The organism is Brevundimonas vesicularis, from assembly GCF_027105095.1.
Classification (GTDB): Bacteria; Pseudomonadota; Alphaproteobacteria; order Caulobacterales; family Caulobacteraceae; genus Brevundimonas; species Brevundimonas vesicularis_E.
The window spans coordinates 2,353,286-2,372,976 of the sequence record NZ_CP114278.1 but is presented as its reverse complement, the minus strand read 5'-3'; the positions used below and the strand labels follow the sequence as shown (position 1 = coordinate 2,372,976).

21 protein-coding genes and 1 tRNA gene are annotated in these 19,691 nt (G+C 66.1%); 16 read left to right on the top strand and 6 right to left on the bottom strand.

The features are described 5' to 3' along the window. Nucleotides 1-53 precede the first annotated feature (53 nt). Entirely contained in the window at nucleotides 54-734 is a 681-nt protein-coding gene (locus O2K97_RS11850) for a DnaA/Hda family protein (RefSeq protein WP_269219403.1), read from the bottom strand. A gap of 86 nt (nucleotides 735-820) precedes the next feature. Further along, a complete protein-coding gene (locus O2K97_RS11845; protein ID WP_258522486.1) occupies nucleotides 821-1,144 on the bottom strand; it encodes a YciI family protein in 324 nt (107 codons plus the stop codon). A gap of 129 nt (nucleotides 1,145-1,273) precedes the next feature. Here O2K97_RS11845 and aspS point away from each other — a divergent pair, with 129 nt between their 5' ends. The 8 genes from aspS (at nucleotide 1,274) to rplA (ending at nucleotide 7,314) form a co-directional block, all read left to right on the top strand. Then, entirely contained in the window at nucleotides 1,274-3,106 is a 1,833-nt protein-coding gene (gene aspS / locus O2K97_RS11840; protein WP_269219402.1) for an aspartate--tRNA ligase, read from the top strand. Between the two features lie 145 nt (nucleotides 3,107-3,251). Continuing rightward, nucleotides 3,252-3,386: a hypothetical protein gene (locus tag O2K97_RS11835; protein WP_255360388.1), complete on the top strand. Its 135-nt coding sequence runs from the start codon at nucleotides 3,252-3,254 to the stop codon at nucleotides 3,384-3,386. Between the two features lie 94 nt (nucleotides 3,387-3,480). Further along, nucleotides 3,481-4,815, top strand: coding sequence for a hemolysin family protein (locus O2K97_RS11830; protein WP_210416064.1), 1,335 nt, complete (start codon nucleotides 3,481-3,483; stop codon nucleotides 4,813-4,815). Between the two features lie 96 nt (nucleotides 4,816-4,911). Continuing rightward, nucleotides 4,912-4,987: transfer RNA gene (locus O2K97_RS11825), tRNA-Trp, on the top strand. A 70-nt stretch (nucleotides 4,988-5,057) separates the two neighbouring features. Continuing rightward, nucleotides 5,058-5,372, top strand: coding sequence for a preprotein translocase subunit SecE (gene secE / locus O2K97_RS11820; RefSeq protein ID WP_017506693.1), 315 nt, complete (start codon nucleotides 5,058-5,060; stop codon nucleotides 5,370-5,372). A 13-nt stretch (nucleotides 5,373-5,385) separates the two neighbouring features. Next, nucleotides 5,386-5,961 carry a transcription termination/antitermination protein NusG gene (nusG, locus tag O2K97_RS11815; protein ID WP_017506694.1) on the top strand — a complete coding sequence of 192 codons (576 nt, stop codon included), beginning with the start codon at nucleotides 5,386-5,388 and terminating at the stop codon, nucleotides 5,959-5,961. A 228-nt stretch (nucleotides 5,962-6,189) separates the two neighbouring features. Next, nucleotides 6,190-6,621, top strand: a complete 432-nt coding sequence (gene rplK, locus O2K97_RS11810; protein WP_055754816.1) for a 50S ribosomal protein L11 — start codon at nucleotides 6,190-6,192, stop codon at nucleotides 6,619-6,621. 3 nt (nucleotides 6,622-6,624) lie between these two features. Then, on the top strand, nucleotides 6,625-7,314 hold the full coding sequence (gene rplA / locus O2K97_RS11805) for a 50S ribosomal protein L1 (protein WP_017506695.1): 690 nt from the start codon (nucleotides 6,625-6,627) through the stop codon (nucleotides 7,312-7,314). A gap of 64 nt (nucleotides 7,315-7,378) precedes the next feature. On the opposite strand, the gene O2K97_RS11800 is transcribed toward rplA, so the two are convergent. Next, nucleotides 7,379-7,987: an NAD(P)-dependent oxidoreductase gene (locus O2K97_RS11800; protein WP_269219401.1), complete on the bottom strand. Its 609-nt coding sequence runs from the start codon at nucleotides 7,985-7,987 to the stop codon at nucleotides 7,379-7,381. Between the two features lie 53 nt (nucleotides 7,988-8,040). Between O2K97_RS11800 and O2K97_RS11795 the strand changes: the two genes are divergently transcribed. The 6 genes from O2K97_RS11795 to rplL all read left to right on the top strand — a co-directional run bounded on the left by O2K97_RS11795 (nucleotide 8,041) and on the right by rplL (nucleotide 12,127). Then, nucleotides 8,041-8,457, top strand: a complete 417-nt coding sequence (locus tag O2K97_RS11795; protein WP_269219400.1) for a winged helix-turn-helix transcriptional regulator — start codon at nucleotides 8,041-8,043, stop codon at nucleotides 8,455-8,457. A gap of 69 nt (nucleotides 8,458-8,526) precedes the next feature. Next, nucleotides 8,527-9,609 (top strand): AI-2E family transporter, encoded by a 1,083-nt coding sequence (locus O2K97_RS11790; protein WP_269219399.1) that lies wholly within the window; start codon nucleotides 8,527-8,529, stop codon nucleotides 9,607-9,609. A 153-nt stretch (nucleotides 9,610-9,762) separates the two neighbouring features. Continuing rightward, nucleotides 9,763-10,215, top strand: a complete 453-nt coding sequence (locus O2K97_RS11785; RefSeq protein WP_269219398.1) for an NUDIX hydrolase — start codon at nucleotides 9,763-9,765, stop codon at nucleotides 10,213-10,215. A 70-nt stretch (nucleotides 10,216-10,285) separates the two neighbouring features. Next, the gene (locus tag O2K97_RS11780; protein WP_269219397.1) at nucleotides 10,286-10,855 is read left to right on the top strand and encodes a DUF2059 domain-containing protein; all 570 of its coding nucleotides are present in this window, start codon (nucleotides 10,286-10,288) and stop codon (nucleotides 10,853-10,855) included. 310 nt (nucleotides 10,856-11,165) lie between these two features. Then, nucleotides 11,166-11,681, top strand: coding sequence for a 50S ribosomal protein L10 (rplJ, locus tag O2K97_RS11775; RefSeq protein ID WP_017506701.1), 516 nt, complete (start codon nucleotides 11,166-11,168; stop codon nucleotides 11,679-11,681). Nucleotides 11,682-11,743: 62 nt separating this feature from the next. Beyond that, nucleotides 11,744-12,127 (top strand): 50S ribosomal protein L7/L12, encoded by a 384-nt coding sequence (gene rplL / locus O2K97_RS11770; RefSeq protein WP_017506702.1) that lies wholly within the window; start codon nucleotides 11,744-11,746, stop codon nucleotides 12,125-12,127. Nucleotides 12,128-12,274: 147 nt separating this feature from the next. Here the strand turns inward: rplL and O2K97_RS11765 are convergent, their stop codons facing one another. Beyond that, nucleotides 12,275-13,192: an alpha/beta hydrolase family esterase gene (locus O2K97_RS11765; RefSeq protein WP_269219396.1), complete on the bottom strand. Its 918-nt coding sequence runs from the start codon at nucleotides 13,190-13,192 to the stop codon at nucleotides 12,275-12,277. Between the two features lie 119 nt (nucleotides 13,193-13,311). Between O2K97_RS11765 and O2K97_RS11760 the strand changes: the two genes are divergently transcribed. Then, nucleotides 13,312-13,989 carry a type 1 glutamine amidotransferase domain-containing protein gene (locus O2K97_RS11760; protein ID WP_269219395.1) on the top strand — a complete coding sequence of 226 codons (678 nt, stop codon included), beginning with the start codon at nucleotides 13,312-13,314 and terminating at the stop codon, nucleotides 13,987-13,989. A 40-nt stretch (nucleotides 13,990-14,029) separates the two neighbouring features. On the opposite strand, the gene O2K97_RS11755 is transcribed toward O2K97_RS11760, so the two are convergent. Together O2K97_RS11755 and O2K97_RS11750 are read right to left on the bottom strand one after the other, a co-directional pair. Then, on the bottom strand, nucleotides 14,030-16,006 hold the full coding sequence (locus O2K97_RS11755) for a M61 family metallopeptidase (RefSeq protein ID WP_269219394.1): 1,977 nt from the start codon (nucleotides 16,004-16,006) through the stop codon (nucleotides 14,030-14,032). A gap of 112 nt (nucleotides 16,007-16,118) precedes the next feature. After that, a complete protein-coding gene (locus tag O2K97_RS11750) occupies nucleotides 16,119-18,080 on the bottom strand; it encodes a M61 family metallopeptidase (protein WP_269219393.1) in 1,962 nt (653 codons plus the stop codon). 205 nt (nucleotides 18,081-18,285) lie between these two features. On the opposite strand from O2K97_RS11750, the gene O2K97_RS11745 reads away from it, so the two are divergent. Next, on the top strand, nucleotides 18,286-19,689 hold the full coding sequence (locus O2K97_RS11745) for a Do family serine endopeptidase (RefSeq protein WP_269219392.1): 1,404 nt from the start codon (nucleotides 18,286-18,288) through the stop codon (nucleotides 19,687-19,689). Nucleotides 19,690-19,691: the final 2 nt, after the last annotated feature.

Below are 19,691 nucleotides of genomic sequence, written 5' to 3'. Positions count from 1 at the left end.
TTCTCGCGCGCGTGTGTGACGGCCGCAAGCGGGCGCCGAGAAAATGTCGCGGGTCAGTCGGCGGCGGCGTCCATCGCGTCCAGCACCTGACGCGCCAGAACGCGCGTGACCGGGCGGTGAAGGGCGTCCAGACGTTCGACCACCGAAGCGGCGGTCTCGGCCGAGCGGTCCAGGCGGCGCACCAGATAGTCGATCACGTCGTCGGACGGGGTGATGCTGCGTTCAGCGAAGCGGGCGCGCAGGATGGCCGAAAGGACCGCGTCGTCGGGCGAGGCGATGGCGACGGCGCGCACGGCGTCCAGCCGCGAACGCAGATCGGGCAGATCGACCGACCACTGACGCGGCGCCGAACGCGACACCAGCAGCAGGGCGCCCCCGCCGGAGTTGGCCAGGTTGATCAGATGAAAAAGGCTTTCGTCGTCGGCGTCCGCCGCGCGGTCGAGCAGGACCGGCCGGCCTTCCAGTTCCAGCGGATCAATCAGGGCGGCCTCGGCGCCGTTCAGCGGCACGGCGCCGATCCTCTCGGCCCAGTCGGCGGCGAGGCGGCTCTTGCCCGATCCCGGGGGGCCGTGCAGCGCCAGCACCGCGCCCACGCCGTCGGGCCAGCGGGCCAGAACGCGCACGGCCTCGGCATTACTGTCGGACGTCACGAAGGCCTCGCCCGCAACGGGCCGCTCCAGCGGCAGACGCAGCTGTTCGGTCGTCGTCGGGGGCAGGGCGCTCAGCGCGGACATGCGCCTGTCATAGCAGAGGCCGGCGTTAACCGCGTCAGGCCCGCGCTGTTGGTTGCGGGGAGCGAACCGCGCCCCTGTGGATGAAATCAGGCGAATTCGGCCAGGGCGGGGTTTAGCTTGCCGGCCTTGAACTCGGTCACCGTGTAATCGGCCAGGCCGTGAACCTGGAACGGATCGTCCTTCAGCAAGGTCTCCAGCTCTTGCTTGGTCCCGCCGCTGCGCACCACCAGAATGCCGCCGGTGCGCGGCACCATCGGCCCGGCGGCGATGATCAGGCCGCTGGCGACATGCTGATCCAGCCACGCGCGATGCTCGACCGTCCGCGCCTCGATGGCTTCGATGGGCTGGGTGTAGGTGATGGTGACGATGAACATGGCGGCCTCGGACGGGATGGAAGCGTCAGATATCATGCGCGGCGGCGGGCTTTGCAACGGCTGAAACCTTGACTTTCCGGGGCGATGATGCGCCCTACGCCGCTTCGATTTCGGGCGCCGACGGCGTCGGATTCCACCGCCCAGAGACTCCAGACGGTTCGTTTCATGCACGCCTATCGCTCTCACACCTGCGGCGCCCTGCGCGCCTCCGACGCTGGTTCCGCTGTTCGTTTGTCGGGCTGGGTTCACCGCAAGCGCGATCACGGCGGCCTGCTGTTCATCGACTTGCGCGACCACTACGGCCTGACGCAGCTGGTGCTGCACCCTGAGACGCCTGGCTTCGCCGCCGTGGAGCGTCTGCGCGCCGAGAGCGTGATCAAGGTCGATGGCGAGGTGGTCGCCCGCGACGCTTCGGTGGTGAACCCTAACCTGCCGACCGGCGAGGTCGAGGTGCGCGTCCAGGGCGTCGAGGTGCTGTCCGAAGCCGCCGAACTGCCGATGCCGGTCTTCGGCGATCAGGAATATCCCGAGGATATCCGCCTGGCCAACCGCTTCCTGGATCTGCGCCGCGAGCGACTGCACAAGAACATCGTGCTGCGCTCCAAGGTGATCTCCTCGATCCGCCGTCGCATGGTCGATCAGGGCTTCCTGGAGTATCAGACGCCGATCCTGACGGCCTCGTCGCCGGAAGGCGCGCGCGACTTCCTGGTGCCGTCGCGACTGCATCCGGGCAAATTCTACGCGCTGCCCCAGGCGCCGCAGCAGTTCAAACAGCTGCTGATGGTCTCGGGCTTTGATCGCTACTTCCAGATCGCGCCGTGCTTCCGTGACGAAGACCTGCGCGCCGATCGCTCGCTGGAGTTCTACCAGCTCGACGTCGAGATGAGCTTCGTGACGCAGGAAGACGTCTTCGCCGCCATCGAGCCGCTGATGCACGGCGTGTTCGAGGAGTTCGGCGAGGGCAAGCCGGTCTCGGCCATCGACGGCGTCCATACCTTCACCAACGACTTCGGCGAGACGTTCGAGCACAAGGGCTTCGAGCGCCTGACCTACGCCCAGTCGATGGCCTGGTACGGTTCGGACAAGCCGGACCTGCGCAATCCGATCAAGATGCAGGTGGTGTCGGATCATTTCCGCGACGGCGGCTTCGGCCTGTTCGCCAAAATCCTGGGCGCGGACGACAAGAACGCCGTCTGGGCCATTCCGGCCCCCACGGGCGGTTCGCGCGCCTTCTGCGACCGCATGAACAGCTGGGCGCAGGGCGAGGGCCAGCCGGGCCTGGGCTATATCTTCTGGTCCGAGGATCAGGGCGCCTGGGGCGGCCCGATCGCCAAGAACCTGGGTCAGGAACCGACCGAGGCCCTGATGTCGTCGCTTGGTCTGGGGCAGGGCGACGCCGCCTTCTTCGTCGCCGGCCTGCCTGCGGCCTTCGCCAAGTTCGCCGGCCTGGCGCGGACGCGCGTCGGTACGGAGCTGAAGCTGGTGGACGAAGACCAGTTCAAATTCTGCTGGATCGTCGACTTCCCCATGTTCGAATGGTCGGAAGAGGAGAAGAAGGTCGACTTCAGCCACAACCCCTTCTCCATGCCGCAGGGCGGGCTGGAGGCCCTGGAGAATCAGGACCCGCTGACCATCCGCGCCTATCAGTACGACATCGTCTGCAACGGCTATGAACTGTGCTCGGGCGCGATCCGGAACCACAAGGCCGAGATCATGCTGAAGGCGTTCGAGATCGCCGGCTATGACGCCTCGGTGGTCGAGGAGCAGTTCGGCGGCATGCTGAACGCCTTCCGCTTCGGCGCCCCGCCGCACGGCGGCCTGGCCCCCGGCATCGACCGGATCGTCATGCTGCTGGCCGGCGAGACGGCCATCCGCGAGGTCATCGCCTTCCCGCTGAACCAGCAGGGCGAGGATCTGCTGATGAACGCCCCGACCGAGGCCGAGGAGCGCCAGCTGAAGGATGTCCACATCCGGACGGCGCTGCCGATCAAGGTGTGATCGGCGAGGTCGGATCAAGGACGAAGAAGGGGGGACGCTTCGCGGCGTCCCCCTTTTTTGCGCTCGCGCTCAGGGCGAGCACGATTGCCTGCAACCGCTGACCGGGATTTACGTTCGCATCGGACGTTAATCTTTCGGTAACCAAATGCGACGCGCCATTCGACTGGGTATCTTCATCGGCACCGTGCTGGGCATGAGCGCCTGCGCGACCCAGTATGACGCCAATGGCCGGCCGGTTTCGGGCGCCTACGGCTCGGTCGAAGCCGGGCGGACGGGCTGAGCGCAAGGAAAACGTGGCGCTGGTCGCGATCCTGCCCTAATGTAGCGCTGCGGACGCCGTCTGTCGCGCCGCGTCGGTCCCCAAAACCCCCTAGATGTTACTCATCGCTATTGCTGTCGTTCTGCTCCTGGTGGTGCTCAACGGCTTGTTCGCCATGACTGAATTGGCGGTCGTCTCCTCGCGGAAATCCAAGCTGCAGGCGAGGGCGGAACGGGGCGACCGGGGGGCGCGGGCGGCGCTGAAACTGTCGGAAGAACCGACTCAGTTCCTGTCCGCGGTTCAGGTGGGCATCACCCTGATCGGCATTCTGGCGGGCGCCTATGGTCAGGCGACCATCGCGGGCGAGCTGGATCGCATTCTGGAAGTCGCCTTCCCGGCGCTGGCGCAATACACCGAATTCTTCGCGACCGCCGTGGTGGTCGTGTGCATCACCTATGTTTCGCTGATCATCGGCGAACTGGTGCCCAAGCGCCTGGCGCTGATCTTCCCCGAGACGGTGGCGTCCAAGATGGCCAAGCCGATCTCGACGCTGGCGATCGTGCTGAAGCCCTTCGTCCTGCTGCTGACCGCCTCGACCTCGGGCATTCTGAAGCTGCTGGGCGTCAAGGATCGCGACGGATCGGACGTGACGCAGGAAGAGGTGGCCACCATTCTGGCCGAGGGCACCTCGGCCGGCCTGATCGAACCGGAAGAGCAGGAGATGATCGAGGAGATCATGCGCCTGGGCGACCGTCCGGTGCGGGTGGCCATGACGCCGCGCCACGAGGTGTTCTGGATCGCCCTGGACGACCCCGAGGAGGTGGTGCGCGAGGAAATCCGCACCTGCCCCTATTCGCGCATCGTCGTGGCGCGCGAGAACGACGTCGATAATCCGCTCGGCCTAGTGCACAAGAAGGACCTGCTGGACGCCCTTCTAACGACCGGCAAGATCGATGTGGAGCCGCTGGTCGCCGAGCCGGCCTTTATTCCTCAGTCGACATCGGTGCTGAAGGCGTTGGAGATCCTGAAGGGCTCGCGGGTCCACATGGCCTTCATCGTCGACGAATACGGCGCCTTCGAAGGCGTGGTGACGGCGACCGACATCCTGGAGATGATCGCAGGCGACTTCGACGAGGGCCATGACGAGGAGCAGGCCTGGATCCATCAACGCGCGGACGGCACCTGGCTGGTGGACGGCCAGACAGACCTTGACGATCTCGCCGACACCCTGGGCGAGGACTTCGGCGAGCATGAAGGCTTCCACACTGTCGCCGGCCTGATTCTGCACCAGATCTCGCGTGTCCCGGACGAGGGCGAGGTGCTGCAGGTCGGTCGATTCGAGGTCGAGGTCGTGGATATGGACGACCGCCGCATCGACAAGCTGATCTTCAAGGAACTGGTGAAGGCCGAGGACGAGCGGGACGCCATCGCCGCGCATCTGGAAGACTGATCGCAAGTGTCACATCGCCCTTGAAATGGCGGGCGGTGTCGGGCATACGCCCCCCTCTGGCGAACGCACGGACCTTTCGGGTTTGCGCGGTAGTCTAGGAGTTTAGCTCAGCTGGTAGAGCACCGGTCTCCAAAACCGGGGGTCGTGGGTTCGAGTCCCCCAACTCCTGCCAATCCCCCCTGTCGCTTCCGGATGGGATTTCCCATCTGGGGCGACAGGAACAATTGTGTGAAGAGCAACTGATGGCCAAGGCCAAAACTCCCGGCAAGCGGCCTCAAGGCAGCGCGAAGCCCCAGATGGGCGCCAAGCCTCAGGCGGCCGGCGCCGCCGCCATCACGGTCGATTCGCCCGAGCCCAAGAAGCCCCGCACCAGCCCCGGCCAGTTTCTGAGCCAGGTGCGCGCCGAAGGCCGCAAGATCGTATGGCCCAGCCGCAAGGAGACCTGGATCACCTCGGTGATGGTCTTCATCATGGTCATCATCGCCTCGATCTTCTTCTGGATCGTGGACACCGGCCTGGGCTACGCCTTCCGCTACATCATCGCTCTCGGATCCTGAGAAAGACGCGCCCATGACCGATGCAGCGCCTGCAAAGCCCGCCAATCCGCGCCACAAGTGGTATATCGTCAACGCCTACTCGAACTTCGAGAAGAAGGTCGCCGAGCAGCTGCGCGATCAGGCCAAGCAACAGGGCCTGGAAGACGCCTTCTCCGAAATCCTGGTTCCGACCGAGGACGTCGTCGAGATCCGTCGCGGCCGCAAGGTGAACTCGGAACGCAAGTTCTTCCCCGGCTATGTGCTGGTGAAGATGGAAATGACCGACCAAGCTTATCACCTGGTCAAGAACACGCCGAAGGTCACCGGCTTCCTGGGCGCCGCAGGCGGCACCAAGCCCCTGCCGGTCTCCGAGCGTGAAGTTCAGAACATCATCGGCGCCGTGGAAGAAGGCGTCGAGCGTCCGAAGCCCACCATCCGCTTCGACATCGGCGAGAAGGTCAAGGTCATCGACGGCCCGTTCGCCAGCTTCGACGGTTCGGTCGAGAGCGTGGACGAAGAACACGCCCGCCTGCGCGTCGCCGTGTCCATCTTCGGTCGCGCCACGCCGGTCGAACTGGAATACGCCCAGGTGGAGAAGGTCGCGGGCTAAGGCTCACGCACCTGTCGAGATTTAAGCCGCGTCCGAAAGGGCGCGGCTTTTTCGTTTCTGTGGCGACGACGGGGCGGTGCGTTGCCTTTCCATCCCCCCTCTGTTACAGGCGCGCCTTCGCTCGGCGGGCCCTTCGGTTCGTGGAGCGGCAAATCCGTGGGAGGCAGCCATGCCGCACCACGGCTCACCGGCCCTGCGTTCGCGCCGGGTCATTCATAGGAGAGACCAATGGCCAAGAAGATTCTCGGCTATATCAAGCTGCAAGTGCCGGCCGGTTCGGCCACGCCTTCGCCCCCGATCGGCCCGGCTCTGGGTCAACGCGGCGTGAACATCATGGGCTTCTGCAAGGAGTTCAACGCGCGCACCGAGAAGGAAGCCAAGGGCACCCCGCTTCCGACCGTGATCACCGTCTATCAGGACAAGTCGTTCACCTTCATCACCAAGACGCCCCCGGCGACCTGGTACCTGAAGCAGGCCACGGGCCTGAAGTCGGGTTCGAAGCTGGTTGGCCGTGAAGTCGCCGGCAAGATCACGCAGGCGCAACTGCGCGAGATCGCCGAAAAGAAGATGAAGGATCTGAACGCCAACGACATCGACGCGGCGGCCAAGATCATCGAAGGCTCCGCCCGCGCGATGGGCCTCGAAGTGGTGGAGGGCTAAACCATGGCCAAGCAAACCAAGGCCTTCAAGGCCCGCACCGGCGTGACCCAAGACCTGCTGCCGTTCTCCGACGCCATCAAACTGGCCAAGGAAAACGCCAAGGCCAAGTTCGACGAGTCGCTGGAAATCTCGGTCAACCTGGGCGTCGACCCGCGTCACGCCGACCAACAGGTCCGTGGCGTCGTCAACCTGCCGTCGGGCACCGGCCGTGACGTTCGCGTCGCCGTCTTCGCCAAGGACGCCAAGGCCGCCGAAGCCACCGCAGCCGGGGCCGAACACGTCGGCGCCGAAGATCTGTACGAAAAGATCGCCGGCGGCTTCATGGAGTTCGATCGCGTGATCGCGTCGCCGGACATGATGGCCCTGGTCGGCCGTCTGGGTAAGGTGCTGGGCCCGCGCGGCCTGATGCCGAACCCCAAGGTCGGCACCGTGACTCCGAACGTGGCCCAGGCCGTCAAGGACGCCAAGGGCGGCGCCGTCGAGTTCCGCGTCGAGAAGGCGGGCATCGTCCACGCCGGCATCGGCAAGGTCTCGTTCACCCAGGACGCCCTGGAAGCCAACGTGAAGGCCATCGTGGACGCCCTGGTGCGTTCCAAGCCGTCGGGCGCCAAGGGCACCTATGTGAAGCGCATCAGCCTGTCCTCGACGATGGGCCCGGGCTTCAAGGTCGACCCGGCCTCGCTGGGCGCCTAAGTCGAAAGACAAGCCACACTGAAGAACGGCGGGGAGCGATCCCCGCCGTTTTTTCTTGCCCGGATCAGTAGGCGGCGGTGAAGCGGGCGCGACTGTGCTTGGGGTTTTCCAGCTCGTCGACCATGGCGACGGCGTAGTCGGAGAAGCCGATCTTGCTGTCGCCGTTGGCGTCCACGACCAGTTGGTCGGTTCCGGTGCGATAGCGGCCCAGGCGCGGCGTTTCCTCGATCAGGGCGGCGGGAGAGAAGAAGGTCCAGTCGATGTCCGTTTCCTGACGCAGGTCGTCCAGGAAGGTCAGCCCGCCCTTGGCGATGGGCTTCCATTCGGCCGGAAACTGCGGCGTGTCGAACAAGAGGACGCCGGGCGCGACCTCCAGGCTGGCGGCGCCGCCGGTGACGAGCAGGCGCGGGACGCCGGTGGTCTTCAGCGCGCCAAGGATCGTCGCGGCGGGAATATCGAAGTGCAGGGCGCTGATGACCGCGTCCGAACCCTTGATCAGGTCGGCGAGCGCGGCGGCGTCCGAGGCGTCGCCGGCGACAGGCGTGACGCCGGTGACGGCCGGGATCGCTTCCGGCTTGCGGGCGATGGCGGTGACCGTGTGACCGCGCGCGGCCAGTTCCTTGGTGATTTCCGAGCCGGCGCGACCGCTGGCGCCGAGGACTGCGACTTTCATGGAGGGCTCCTTTGGGTATCCAATGGATACCAGGTGCGATATGGGATGCGCCCATGCAAGACGGCACCTCTCAGACACCTGGTCACCTTCAAGAAACCTGGCTGCGCGGCGATGTGTTCGCAGCGAACTGTCCGACGCGCCAGCTGCTGGACCGCATCGCCGACAAGTGGAGCACCCTGATCCTGATCGTGCTTGGAGAGGGGCCGATCCGGTTCAACGCCCTGAAACAGCGGGTCGATGGGGTATCGCAGAAGATGCTGAGCCAGACGCTGAAATCTCTGGAGCGAGACGGGCTGGTGTCACGCTCCGTCGTGGCCACCGTGCCGGTGTCGGTGACCTATGCGGTCACGCCGCTGGGCCGGACCCTGATGGCGGCGATGCAGTCGATGATCGACTGGGCCGAGACCCGGATGCCGGAAGTCGCGGCCGCGCAAACGGCCTACGATCAGCGATCCTCCGACGCCCACTGACTTTTTTAGCGCATGCGGCGAACGGCCACGCTCGACCCGCGTTTCTGTCGCGACCTTGAAGGGGGCGATATGTTCGGACTGGGAAAACTGATGGGCGACAAGCCTAGTGTGGGCGGCCACGACCTGTGGAAGGGGCGCCTCGCGTTCGGCGCCATCGTGCTGGTGGCGGCCTATTTCGCGGTCCAGCTGATCGTGACGCTTCAGACTCTGTGGCTGCTGATCTTCGGCGCCATCGTGGTGGCGGTGATCCTGCGGGCCTTGGCCGATCCCATCGTGCGCTGGCTGAAGGCGCCGGATCCTTTGGCGGTCTTTCTATCGCTCCTGATCGTCGTCGCCGTGCTGGCGGGCGTGCTGACCCTGTTCGGCACGCAAATCACCGAGCAGGTCGTCGCCTTGTCCGCCGTTGTGCCGGAAGGCTGGAACCAGGTGCAGTCCTGGATTCAGGCCCAACCTTATGCCGCGCAACTGTTCGACCAGATTCAGGGCTTGGGCGACCGAGCCGGTCAGGCGCTGCAGGTGGCGCAGAAGTTCGCCCTGGGCTTCGCATCTGGCGTGACGACCCTGTTGCTCGTCGTTGTGGCCGGCGTCTTCCTGGCGATCGAGCCCGCCAAGTCGCGCGAGGGGCTGCTTTCCATGCTGCCCATGGATCGGCGGCCGCGGATGCGCGAAGTGCTGAACAGCTGCGGCAAGGCGCTGAAGGGCTGGCTGAAGGCGCAGCTGTTTTCGATGGTGCTGGTCGGGACGCTGACGGGCGTCGGTTTGGCCATCATCGGCGTCCCGTCGGCGCTGGGGCTGGGTCTGCTGACGGGTCTGGCGCAGTTCGTGCCGATCGTGGGTCCCATCGTCTCCACCGTGCCGGCTGTGCTGGTCGGGGCCACGCAGGGTTGGCAAATGGCCCTGACGACGCTGGCGCTGTATGTCGTGGTGTCTCAGCTGGAGAGCAACTTCATCACGCCGATGGTGCAGAAGAACGTCGCCAACCTGCCGGTCGTGCTGGGCATCTTCGCCGTCGTGGGCATCGGCACTCTGTTCGGGCCGCTGGGCGTGCTGTTCGCCACGCCGCTGGCGCTGGTGCTGCACACGCTGATCACCATGCTGTATCGTCAGGACGTGCTGGGCGATCCAAAGGCCAAGGCGCCGGGAGAGAAATAAAACGGACCGTCCGTGGTCTGACAACTTGACGCCGCCGTCGCGATCCCGTTTCGAGGGCGGCCGCGACCGGCAGACCTGGAACCAGACGTGAAGATTGGGCGAGCGCCAGCACGAATCGTCAGGACCGCTCACGCGATGGGCGAGGGCTGAGGCGTGGCGCAGGCCCGGTCGAAACGCACCACCCGCTCCGAGACACGGCAGGTCGCGGCCCTGCCGTGGCGGCTGGAGGACGGCGAGCGTCGCATCCTGATGATCACCTCGCGCGAAACGCGGCGCTGGGTGATCCCCAAGGGCGGGCGGATGGTCGGCAAGAGCGATCCCGAAGCCGCCGCCCAGGAGGCGATGGAGGAGGCGGGGGTCAAGGGCGACATCGACATCCAGTCCATCGGCGTCTTCCGATACGCCAAGGGGTTGAAGGATGGGGGCGTGCGCCAGTGCGTGGTGTCGGTCTATCCGCTGGAAGTGTTGATCCAGATGGGCGCCTGGCCCGAGGCGCATCAGCGCGAGCGCCGCTGGATGAGCCTGAGCGAGGCGGCGGACCTAGTTCACGAGCCCGACCTGGCCGCGCTGATCCGCGACTTCGACGCCACGCCGCTGGAGGATTGAGCAACCGTCGGTCGAATTCGACTGGTCAGCTGGGGTAATGCCTGCCGATAAGGGAGCAGGGGAGGCGATCATGAGCATCATTCATAATCTGGCGCTGGGAGTGGCGCTTGTTTCGGCGTTCGGTTCGGGTACGGCAGCGCTGGCGCAAAGCACTGGGGCGCCGAACGGGGGAGAGGAGCGCCTCCAGGTCGTCGTTCGTCCAGACGAAGGCCTGGCCCGCCGCAGCGTCCTGGCGCGCGAACTGATCGACCTCTCCGCCGGACCGAACTTCATGAAGGAATTCGAGCAGGCCATGAGCGAGCAGTTGGACGGAATCACTCAGAAGGGCGGCGAGGAGGCGGCCTGGATCCGGACCAATATGCCGCCGATGCTCAGCCGCATGGTGGTGCGTCTGCTGGACGACATGGTTCCGGCCTATGCGGAGCTTTACACCGAAGAAGAACTGCGCGGTCAGATCGACTTCTATCGCAGTCCTGTCGGAAGAGCGGTAGCGGCCAAGGCGATTCCATTGGGCGTGGCCGTGCAAGAGTCGCAGATCGAAGTGATGACCAGCTTCATGACCGAATTGCAGAGCAAATACTGCGCCCGGTTTGACTGCGGCGAGGCCGGGCAGACCGGCGCTAAGCCCAGTCGGCGTTAAGCCGGGTTGATTTCCAACGCCGGCGCCTGTAAGAGCGCCGCTTCCCGTCGGAGGTTCATCTTCTGACGGTCCTGTCCGAGAACTTCGGGGCGTGGGGGTCACCCAGGCCATAACTGTCAGAGAGCCCTCTGACGCCGTGGGGAGATGGGGACGCGACCTTGCGCTGTCAGCCCGCATTCCGGGATGGACGCCGTCAGACGCATCCTTCGGACAATAAGACCGGCCCGACGTTTCGCAGCAATGCGACGCGCTTTGGCCAATCCGTCGTCGGGAATAAGCCCGGCGGCGAATACCAAGACTGGAGACCGCAATGGATCGCGCTCAAAAAGCCGAGTCTATCGAATCGCTCAAGGGCGTTTTCGCCGACGCCGGCAGCGTGGTCGTGACCCACAACCTGGGTCTGACCGTTGCGGAAATGGAAGATCTGCGTGGCCGTCTTCGTAAAGAAGGCGGCGCGTTCAAGGTGGTCAAGAACCGCCTGGCGCTGAAGGCGCTCGAAGCGGAGGAAGGCAGCGAATACCACAACCTGTTCAAGGGTCCCGTGGGCATCGCCTATTCCGAGAACCCCGGTACGGCCGCCAAGGTCGTCACCGAGTTCGCCAAGGCCAACGATCGCTTCAAGATCGTCGGCGGCTTCATGGGCTCGACCGTCGTTGACCAGAAGGGCGTGGACGCACTGTCCAAGCTGCCGACGCTCGACGAGGTTCGCGGTCAACTCATCGGCCTGCTCAACGCGCCTGCGACCCGTATCGCCGGCGTGCTGCAAGCACCCGCCGGTCAGCTGGCTCGCGTGTTCAACGCCTACGCCACCAAGGAAGCCGCGTAAGCGGCCCAGCCTTTCATCTCTGCATCACTCTCTAAAACCAATCCTCCGAAGGAAAACTGACAATGGCTGACCTCGCCAAGATCGTCGAAGACCTGTCCGCTCTGACCGTCCTCGAAGCTGCTGAACTCTCCAAGCTGCTGGAAGAAAAGTGGGGCGTCAGCGCCGCTGCTCCGGTCGCCATGGCTGCTCCGGCCGCCGGCGGCGGCGCTCCGGCTGAAGCTGCCGAAGAGCAAACCGAATTCACCGTCGTCCTGGTCGACGGCGGCGACAAGAAGATCAACGTGATCAAGGAAGTCCGCGGCGTCCGTTCGGACCTGGGTCTGAAGGAAGCCAAGGACCTGGTCGAAGGCGCTCCGCAGAACGTCGTCGAGAACGTCTCCAAGCAACAAGCCGACGAAGTCGCCAAGAAGCTGACGGAAGCCGGCGCCAAGGTCCAGATCAAGTAAGATCTGACTTTCGGCATTTGCTGAAGATCGGAGAGGCCCGGCGGGAAACCGCCGGGTCTTTTCTTTTGGGGGCTACCGCAAGTTTTTTCTGGGCCTATCGCGCTTCGCGCTACTTGAGGCCGGGCGCTACTGTGGTGCGTCGAGCGCTCAGCGCTGCGGTCGGCTGCGCATAGCGAAGAAGGCCCACAGGGCGTCGTTGTCGGCGACCCAGCTGTGGCCGCCGCCTGAGGTGATGCGGCCCACCACGTCCGCGCCGTCGCGGCAGGCGGCGTAGCCCTCTTCATAGACCTTGTCGGCGATCCAGCGGGTGTCGCGCACCTGGGTGCAGCCGTTCAGCTGGGCCCAGCGCTGTTCGGCGGCGTGCATGGTGTAGCTCCAGTAGCCTGCACCGCCGCCCTGGATCGGATTGGTGGTGTCGGCGTCGCCGGCGAAGGCGATGACCGGCATGGGACGCGAGGGGCGGCAGGTGGCGGGATCGGGTTGCTGCGGGCGGTCCTTTATCGGGTTGCCGGCGCGCAAGCCGACGACCGGGGCGATGGCGGCGAAACGGTCGGCGGCGACGCAACCCAGCCAGGACGCCATCCGCCCGCCGCCCGACAGACCGGTGGCGTAGACTCGGTTGTCGTCGACGCAGCCCTGGTCGGCCAGATAGCGGATGGCGGTCGTCAGATAGGCCACGTCGTCGGCGTCGTCGGGGCCGGGAACGGCGCCGGTGATGGTCGGGACGCCGGGAATGTTCCAGACGAAGCCCCGCTCGACCGGAATGCCGGCGTCGGGCGCAGCGACGATGAAGCCGTGCCGATCCGCCGCCTCAGCCAGGCCGGAAGACGCCAGCATCTTCTCTCCGGTGCCGCCGCTGCCGTGCAGCAGGAAGACCAGAGGCGACGGCTTTGCGGGGTCAAAACCGATGGGCAGGTGGATCCGCATCGTGCGTCCGCTGCGGCCGAAGGCGACGGCCTGGGTCGCGCCCGCCTGCCCGATGTTGCAGGGGCCGGCCGCGTGCGCCGACGGGCTGAAGATCATCAGGCCCATCAGGGCGGCGAACAGACCGAACCAAGGCTTCATGCGACGTCGTCTCCGCTGATCGAGGTCGACAGGGTGGGGTGTTTTCGGCATCGAGGCCAGTCTTGAGCGGCGCCGTGCGGCTTCCCATCTGTGGACACCCCAAGACGGAGCCATCCCCTATGAAAATTCTGCTGGTGCTGACGTCGCACGACCAACTCGGCGACACGGGCAAGAAGACCGGCTTCTGGCTGGAAGAACTGGCGGCGCCCTATTACGCGCTGAAGGATGCGGGCGCGGAGATCGTGCTGGCCTCGCCGAAGGGCGGTCAGCCGCCGCTGGACCCCAAGAGCGACGACCCCGACGCCCAGACCGACGACACGCGCCGGTTCAAGGCCGACCCCGAAGCCCAGGCCGCCCTGGCCTCGACCGTCGTCCTGTCGTCGGTGAAGGCCGAGGATTTCGACGCCGTCTTCTATCCCGGCGGCCACGGACCGCTGTGGGACCTGGCGAACGACGCCGACTCCATCGCCCTGATCGAGGCCTTCGCCAAGGCGGACAAGCCGACCGGCTTCGTCTGCCATGCGCCCGGCGTGCTGAAGTCGGTGAACGGGCCGGATGGCAAGCCGCTGGTCAACGGCCGCAAGGTGACCGGCTTCACCAACTCCGAAGAGGAGGCCGTGGGCCTGACCGACGTGGTGCCCTTCCTGGTCGCGAACGTGCTGACCGCCAACGGCGGCGACTACTCCAAGGGGCCGGACTGGGGCTCCTATGTTCTGACCGACGGCAAGCTGGTGACCGGGCAGAACCCCGGCTCGTCGCACGCGGCGGCCGAGGCGTTGCTGAAGCTGTTGAAGTAGGGGGAGTGTCTTCTCCCCGCAAGGCGGGGAGGAGACGCTTTCAGCGCCGGCGAGGCGCGAGGATGTCGGCCAGGCGATCCGGCGCGCCCGCGATCCGTTCCAGCCGCGGGTAGCGCAGGCCGTCGTGGTAATCGAAGGCCACTGTGCGGAAGTGATCGCCGGATTTCAGCAGCAATTCGATTGGGGCGTCGCTCCCTTTCGCCGCCGTGACGGCGTCGCGCAACACCTCGGCCGAGCCGGCCTTGCCGTTGACGGCGACTAGGCTCCAGCCGGCGCCGAGGCCTTGCTCAAAGGCGGGCCCGCCCCAGCGGATGTTGGTCAGCTTGTCGCCCGACAGGGTGAAGCCCAGCGAATACTGGAAGTCGTTGGCCCAGCCGCTCTGAACCGACTTTTCCACCGCCGAGGGCGTGTCTGTGTAGGTCAGTCGCCAGCCGCCACGCTCGATCCCGGCCAGCGGCGCACGGGCGTCGGGACCGACGGCGTCCAGACGGGTGCGCAGGAAGACGGCCCAGTCGTGGGGATAGACCGCATTCAGGGCCGCGACGACGTCTTCGAAGGTGTAGCCCTGAGGCGCCCATTCGCCGTCGTCGTGACCGAAGAAGCCCTTGGCGAAATCATCTAGCGACTTGCGGCCATTGGTGCCCTCGCGGATCAGGGTGTCGGCGTCCAGCCAGACCAGCAGGCTTTCACGGTAATAGTCCCCCGTGCCGCGCATCCATGAGGTGAACTGGCCCGGCACGCGATAGCCCAGCAGATTGTGATTGTTGGTGTCCTGCAAGGCGCGCCACTGGCGACCCGGCTGGTTGTCATAGAAGGCGGCGACGCTGGCCAGGGTGGCCAGGGCCACGTCTTTCGAATGCAGGCCCGAACGGGCGGCCAGCACATCGCCCCAGTATTCGGTCTGACCCTCATAGACCCACAGCAGGGTGTTCTGGGTCGGGACGTTGTGGTTGGCGGTCAGCTCATCCGCCGGACGCATGAACTTGCCGTTCCAGGAGTGGGTGTACTCGTGCGGCAGCAGACCCCGGTCGCCGGCGCTCTTGGTCCAGTTGGTGAAGAAGTCGGGCGCGCCGGTGTTCTCGGACGAGCGATGATGCTCCAGCCCGATGCCGCCCATCTGATCGGTCAGGGCGAACAGGAATTCGTAGTTGTCGAAGTGGCGGGCGCCGAACAGGCGGTCGGCCTGCTGGACCATGTTCTCGAACAGTTTCAGCTGGTCGTCAGTGGCGGCCAGACCCTTGGCCTCGTCAGCCAGGATGTTCAGGTGGACGCGCTCGCCGCTGGGGTCGATGTCCACGCGGCGATAATGGGCGCCGGCGAAGATGGGGCTGTCGATCAGGGTGTAGAGGTCGGTCGGGGCGAAGGTCGCCACGTCGCCGTCCTGAGACGCCGTGGTCAGGGCCGTGCCGTATTTCCAACCGGTAGGCAGGACCACTGAGGGGGCGACCTGGATCTGGCGGCTGAAATAGCCGGACGGATAGAGGATGGCCTTTTCCCACTGCAGATTGACCATGGCCGGAGTCATCAGCACGCGCCAGTTGGAGGCGTCCGGCTGGGTCAGTTGCTGGAACTGCACGTCGATGCTGGTCACGCCCGCCGGGATGTCGAGGTGGAAGGCGTAAGGGTCCAGCGTGTCGCGCAGCCACTCGATCCGCTGGCCATTGGCGGTGACGGTCAGGCCGGACAGCAGCTGGATCGGGCCGGTGGCGGCGTGGTTGCCGGGCAGGAACTTCGGATAGAGCAGGGTCAGCGGGCCCGGGCTGGCGACCGGGATGGTCTGGCTGACGTTGATGATGCGACGGTTTAGGTCGGTGATGTCGGCGCGGTACTGGATCACGCCCGGATAGGGCTTGTCTTGCGGCGCCGGGATGGCCGGCTGGGCGCGGGGCAGGGCCAGCGGCGCCTGGGTCGCATCGATGACGACCGGAGTGGACTGGAAACTCTGGGCCAGAACTGGCGAAGCGGCGGCCATCATCAAAACGGCGAGGCAGGCGGCGGTCAGACGGGTACGCGGCATTCGGTCATCCGGTTCGGCGAGGGAGCCGCACCGTCGGGGGCGAGGGGCGATGCGTCAAGCGTGGCGTTGTGTCTCCTCCCTCTCGCGAACGATCGGGAGGAGACGTGCGACGTCAGCGCCGACGCGGCGTCAGGATGTCGCCCAGGCGGTCAGGTGTGCCGGGGATGCGTTCCAGGCGGGGGTAGCGCAGGCCGTCGTGGTAGTCGAAGACGACGGTGCGGTATTGCTCGTCGTCCTTGACGATCAGGGTGATGGGCGTCGACGGATCCTTGGCCGCGGTGACGGCCTCGGTCAGGCGTTCGGCGCTGGCGGCCTGCCCATTGACGGCGACGATCTCCATCCCGGCGGCCAAGCCCGACTTGAAGGCCAGGCCGTTCCACTGGACGCTGCGGATCTTGTTGCCCTCGCCCGTCTGGAAGCCCAGCGAATAGGTGAAGTCATTGCGTTTCAGCTCGGCGTACAGGGTCTTCATGTAATCGGTGGGCTTGTCCGAATAGGCCAGCCGCCAGCCGCCGCGCGCCAGACCGTCCAGCGGGGCGCGGGCCTCGGGGCCGTCGGCGTCCAGGCGGGTGCGCAGGAAGGTCGCCCAATCATTGGCGACGACGCCGTTCAGGGCCGCGACCACATCCTCGAACGTATAGGGAGCGGGGGTGTAGCTGCCGTCCTGAACGCCATAGAAGGCGCGGGCGAAGTCGTCGAGCGACTTCCGGCCACCGGTCTTCTCGCGGATCGTGGTGTCGACGTCGAGCCAGATCAGCTCGCCCTCCGAATAGTAGTCCTCGTCGCGCTGCCACGACAGCCAGCCCTTGGGCTGGCGCTGGCTGATGATCGGGTCGTTGGTGGTATCCTGAAGGGCGCGCCATTCGCGGCCGACGCGCGTGTCGTAGGTCGCGGCGGTCATGGCCAGAGCGTCCATCGCCTGTTGCTTGCTGAGCAGGCCCGAGCGGGCGGCGATCACCTGGCCGTAGTACTGGGTCTGGCCCTCGTAGACCCACAGCAGGCTGTTCTGCAGCGGGCTGTTGAAGTTGGGCACATACTGGTCGGCGGGGCGGCGCCATTTGCCGTCCCAGGAGTGGTTCATCTCGTGGCTGAGCAGGTCGCGGTCGGACAGATGGGTGTCCCAGCCGGTGAAGAAGGCGGGATCGACCGAGTTTTCCGAACTGCGGTGATGCTCCAGCCCGATGCCGCCCAGCTTGTCCGTCATGGCGATCAGGAAGTCGTAGTGGTCGAAATGGCGCGCACCATACAGCCGGTCCATCTGGGCGACCAGATTGCGCAGGATCTGGATCTGCTCGTCGGTGGCCCTCAGGCTGTCGGCCTTGTCCGCGACGATGTTGGCGCGAACGGGCGAGCGGCCGCCGGGATCGAGGTCGATCTGGCGATAGTGGACGCCGGCGAAGACCGGGCTGTCGATCAGCACCTCCAGATTGACGGGCTTGAAGGTCTGGACGTCGCCAGCCTTGGTTTCGGGTTCCAGCGCTGTGCCGAACTGCCAGCCGGCGGGGAACTTGACCGTGGGCTGGATCGTGATGTTCCGCGACCAGTGGCCGGCGGGATAGAGCAGCATCTTCTCCCACTGGATGTTCAGCATCTCGGGCGTCATCGTGATGCGGCCCTGATTGCCGGTCGTCGGCGACAGGTGCTGCAGGGTGATGTTCAGCGCCGTCGCACCGGCCGGGACGACCACGTGGTAGGCGAAGGGATGCAGGGTGTCGCGAACCCACTGCACCCGCTGGCCATTCGCGGTGATCTCGATGCCGGCCAACTGCGCGATGGGGCCGACGGGGCCGTGGTTGCCCGGCAGCCACTCGGGGAAGAACAGGGTCATCGGTCCCGCCTGGGCGACCGGGATCGTTTCCTTCACCGCAAAGATGTGCTGGGCCAGATTGGTGGCGTCGACGTCCAGGGTGATGACGCCGGGATAGGCGACGTCCCGCGCTTCCGGAATCGCAGGCAGGGGCGCGGGCAGGGAGGGCGGAGTGGTCGAGGTCTGCTGCGCCAGGGCGGCCGGGGCGGTCGAGGCCAAGAGTAGGGCGAGGCCGAGCGGAGCGGCGCGCAGGCAAGAACGGATCATCGAGGACTCTTCAGGCGGCTTGGGGAGCCGCGACAGTCCGACGCAGGGTGCAAGGCGTCAAGCTCGAAGCCGTTGACAATCTTGCGTTCGCCGCCGGGCGGAACGGGCTGTCCCGCTTTTCCGTTGAGGCCGCGCACACGCCTTGATCCGGCCCGAAACCGGGTGCGGAATGGTGTCGCTTGAAGCCTGACTTTCTCGGATGCCCATGAAGACCCGATCGATCGTGCTCGCCGCCGCCTTCGCCTTGTCGGCGTGCGGCAATCCCTCGAACTCCAAGGCGCAGGAGGGCGAGTTCGCCCAGCCGACGCGCACCGCCCCGGCCGATGCGGCGGGAATGAAGTCCAGTTTTGCGCCCGTGGTGCGATCCGCCGCGCCGGCCGTGGTCAATATCTCGGCACGTAGCGTGCAGCGGGTGCAGGCCGATCCCTTCTTCCAATTCTTCGGCGGCGGCATTCCCCAGGCGCGGGTGGCGGAATCCGTGGGTTCCGGCGTCATCGTCCGCTCTGACGGGATCGTGGTGACCAACAACCACGTCATCGACGGCGCCCAGCAGATCAAGGTCGTGCTGAACGATCGGCGCGAGTTTCCCGCCACCGTCATCCTGGCCGACGAGCGCAGCGATATCGCCGTGCTGAGGCTGGAGAACGTCAGCGACCGCCTGCCGGTCCTGGCTATCGACGATCAGGAAGAGCAGCAGGTCGGCGATCTGGTTCTGGCCATCGGCAATCCGTTCGGCGTGGGCCAGACGGTGACCAACGGCATCATCTCGGCCCTGAACCGAACCGAGACCGGCATTTCCGACAGCGGGTCCTTCATCCAGACCGATGCGGCCATCAACCCCGGCAACTCAGGCGGGGCGCTGGTAGACATGGACGGCGACCTGATCGGCATCAACACCGCCATCTTCTCGCGCTCGGGCTCCTCGGCCGGCGTCGGGTTCGCCGTGCCGGCGGCCATGGTCAAGCGGGTCGTCGACAGCGCGCTGGGCGGCGCGACGGCTGTGGTTCGGCCGTGGCTGGGCGTGAAGGGCGACACTGTGACTGGCGACATCGCCGGCAGCCTGGGCCTTAGCCGGCCGCAGGGGCTGGTCGTCACCGACGTCTACGCCAACGGTCCGGCCGCGCGCGCCGGCATTCGTCAGGGCGACGTCATCACCGCCGTCGACGGTCAGGAGATCAATGACCAGAACGGGCTGAACTATCGCATCGGCTCACGCAATCCGAACGATCAGGTGCAGGTGTCCATCCTGCGCGACGGACGGGCGCAGACCCTGACGGCGCGGGTGCAAAGCCTGCCGGGCGACGCTGATCCGAAGCAGGGGGTGACGATCCAGTCCGGCCCCTTCGCCGGGGCCGAGGTCGTCGCGCTCAGCCCTGCTCTGGCCGACCGACTGGGCGGCGATCCGTTCGCGACGGGCGTCATCGTGACGGGCGTGTCCGGACGCGGCTACGCGGCCCGTGCGGGCTTCCGCCAGAACGACCTGATCGTCAGCATCAACGGCCGCGCCATCGGCTCGGCCCGCGATGTGGAGGCCGCCAGTTCCGGTCGCGGCCCTTGGGAGGTCGTCGTCAACCGTGGCGGCCGTCAGATCCGCGGCGTGCTGAGATAGGT

What these genes read in the sequence shown, in the direction of transcription:
- O2K97_RS11845 (WP_258522486.1), bottom strand. Translation starts at nt 1,144, where the DNA reads ATGATATCTGACGCTTCCATCCCGTCCGAGGCCGCCATGTTCATCGTC.
- rplL (WP_017506702.1), top strand. Translation starts at nt 11,744, where the DNA reads ATGGCTGACCTCGCCAAGATCGTCGAAGACCTGTCCGCTCTGACCGTC.
- O2K97_RS11790 (WP_269219399.1), top strand. Translation starts at nt 8,527, where the DNA reads ATGTTCGGACTGGGAAAACTGATGGGCGACAAGCCTAGTGTGGGCGGC.
- secE (WP_017506693.1), top strand. Translation starts at nt 5,058, where the DNA reads ATGGCCAAGGCCAAAACTCCCGGCAAGCGGCCTCAAGGCAGCGCGAAG.
- O2K97_RS11765 (WP_269219396.1), bottom strand. Translation starts at nt 13,192, where the DNA reads ATGAAGCCTTGGTTCGGTCTGTTCGCCGCCCTGATGGGCCTGATGATC.
- O2K97_RS11835 (WP_255360388.1), top strand. Translation starts at nt 3,252, where the DNA reads ATGCGACGCGCCATTCGACTGGGTATCTTCATCGGCACCGTGCTGGGC.
- rplA (WP_017506695.1), top strand. Translation starts at nt 6,625, where the DNA reads ATGGCCAAGCAAACCAAGGCCTTCAAGGCCCGCACCGGCGTGACCCAA.
- rplK (WP_055754816.1), top strand. Translation starts at nt 6,190, where the DNA reads ATGGCCAAGAAGATTCTCGGCTATATCAAGCTGCAAGTGCCGGCCGGT.
- O2K97_RS11760 (WP_269219395.1), top strand. Translation starts at nt 13,312, where the DNA reads ATGAAAATTCTGCTGGTGCTGACGTCGCACGACCAACTCGGCGACACG.
- O2K97_RS11745 (WP_269219392.1), top strand. Translation starts at nt 18,286, where the DNA reads ATGAAGACCCGATCGATCGTGCTCGCCGCCGCCTTCGCCTTGTCGGCG.
- nusG (WP_017506694.1), top strand. Translation starts at nt 5,386, where the DNA reads ATGACCGATGCAGCGCCTGCAAAGCCCGCCAATCCGCGCCACAAGTGG.
- aspS (WP_269219402.1), top strand. Translation starts at nt 1,274, where the DNA reads ATGCACGCCTATCGCTCTCACACCTGCGGCGCCCTGCGCGCCTCCGAC.
- O2K97_RS11755 (WP_269219394.1), bottom strand. Translation starts at nt 16,006, where the DNA reads ATGCCGCGTACCCGTCTGACCGCCGCCTGCCTCGCCGTTTTGATGATG.
- O2K97_RS11750 (WP_269219393.1), bottom strand. Translation starts at nt 18,080, where the DNA reads ATGATCCGTTCTTGCCTGCGCGCCGCTCCGCTCGGCCTCGCCCTACTC.
- rplJ (WP_017506701.1), top strand. Translation starts at nt 11,166, where the DNA reads ATGGATCGCGCTCAAAAAGCCGAGTCTATCGAATCGCTCAAGGGCGTT.
- O2K97_RS11795 (WP_269219400.1), top strand. Translation starts at nt 8,041, where the DNA reads ATGCAAGACGGCACCTCTCAGACACCTGGTCACCTTCAAGAAACCTGG.
- O2K97_RS11780 (WP_269219397.1), top strand. Translation starts at nt 10,286, where the DNA reads ATGAGCATCATTCATAATCTGGCGCTGGGAGTGGCGCTTGTTTCGGCG.
- O2K97_RS11800 (WP_269219401.1), bottom strand. Translation starts at nt 7,987, where the DNA reads ATGAAAGTCGCAGTCCTCGGCGCCAGCGGTCGCGCCGGCTCGGAAATC.
- O2K97_RS11850 (WP_269219403.1), bottom strand. Translation starts at nt 734, where the DNA reads ATGTCCGCGCTGAGCGCCCTGCCCCCGACGACGACCGAACAGCTGCGT.
- O2K97_RS11830 (WP_210416064.1), top strand. Translation starts at nt 3,481, where the DNA reads ATGTTACTCATCGCTATTGCTGTCGTTCTGCTCCTGGTGGTGCTCAAC.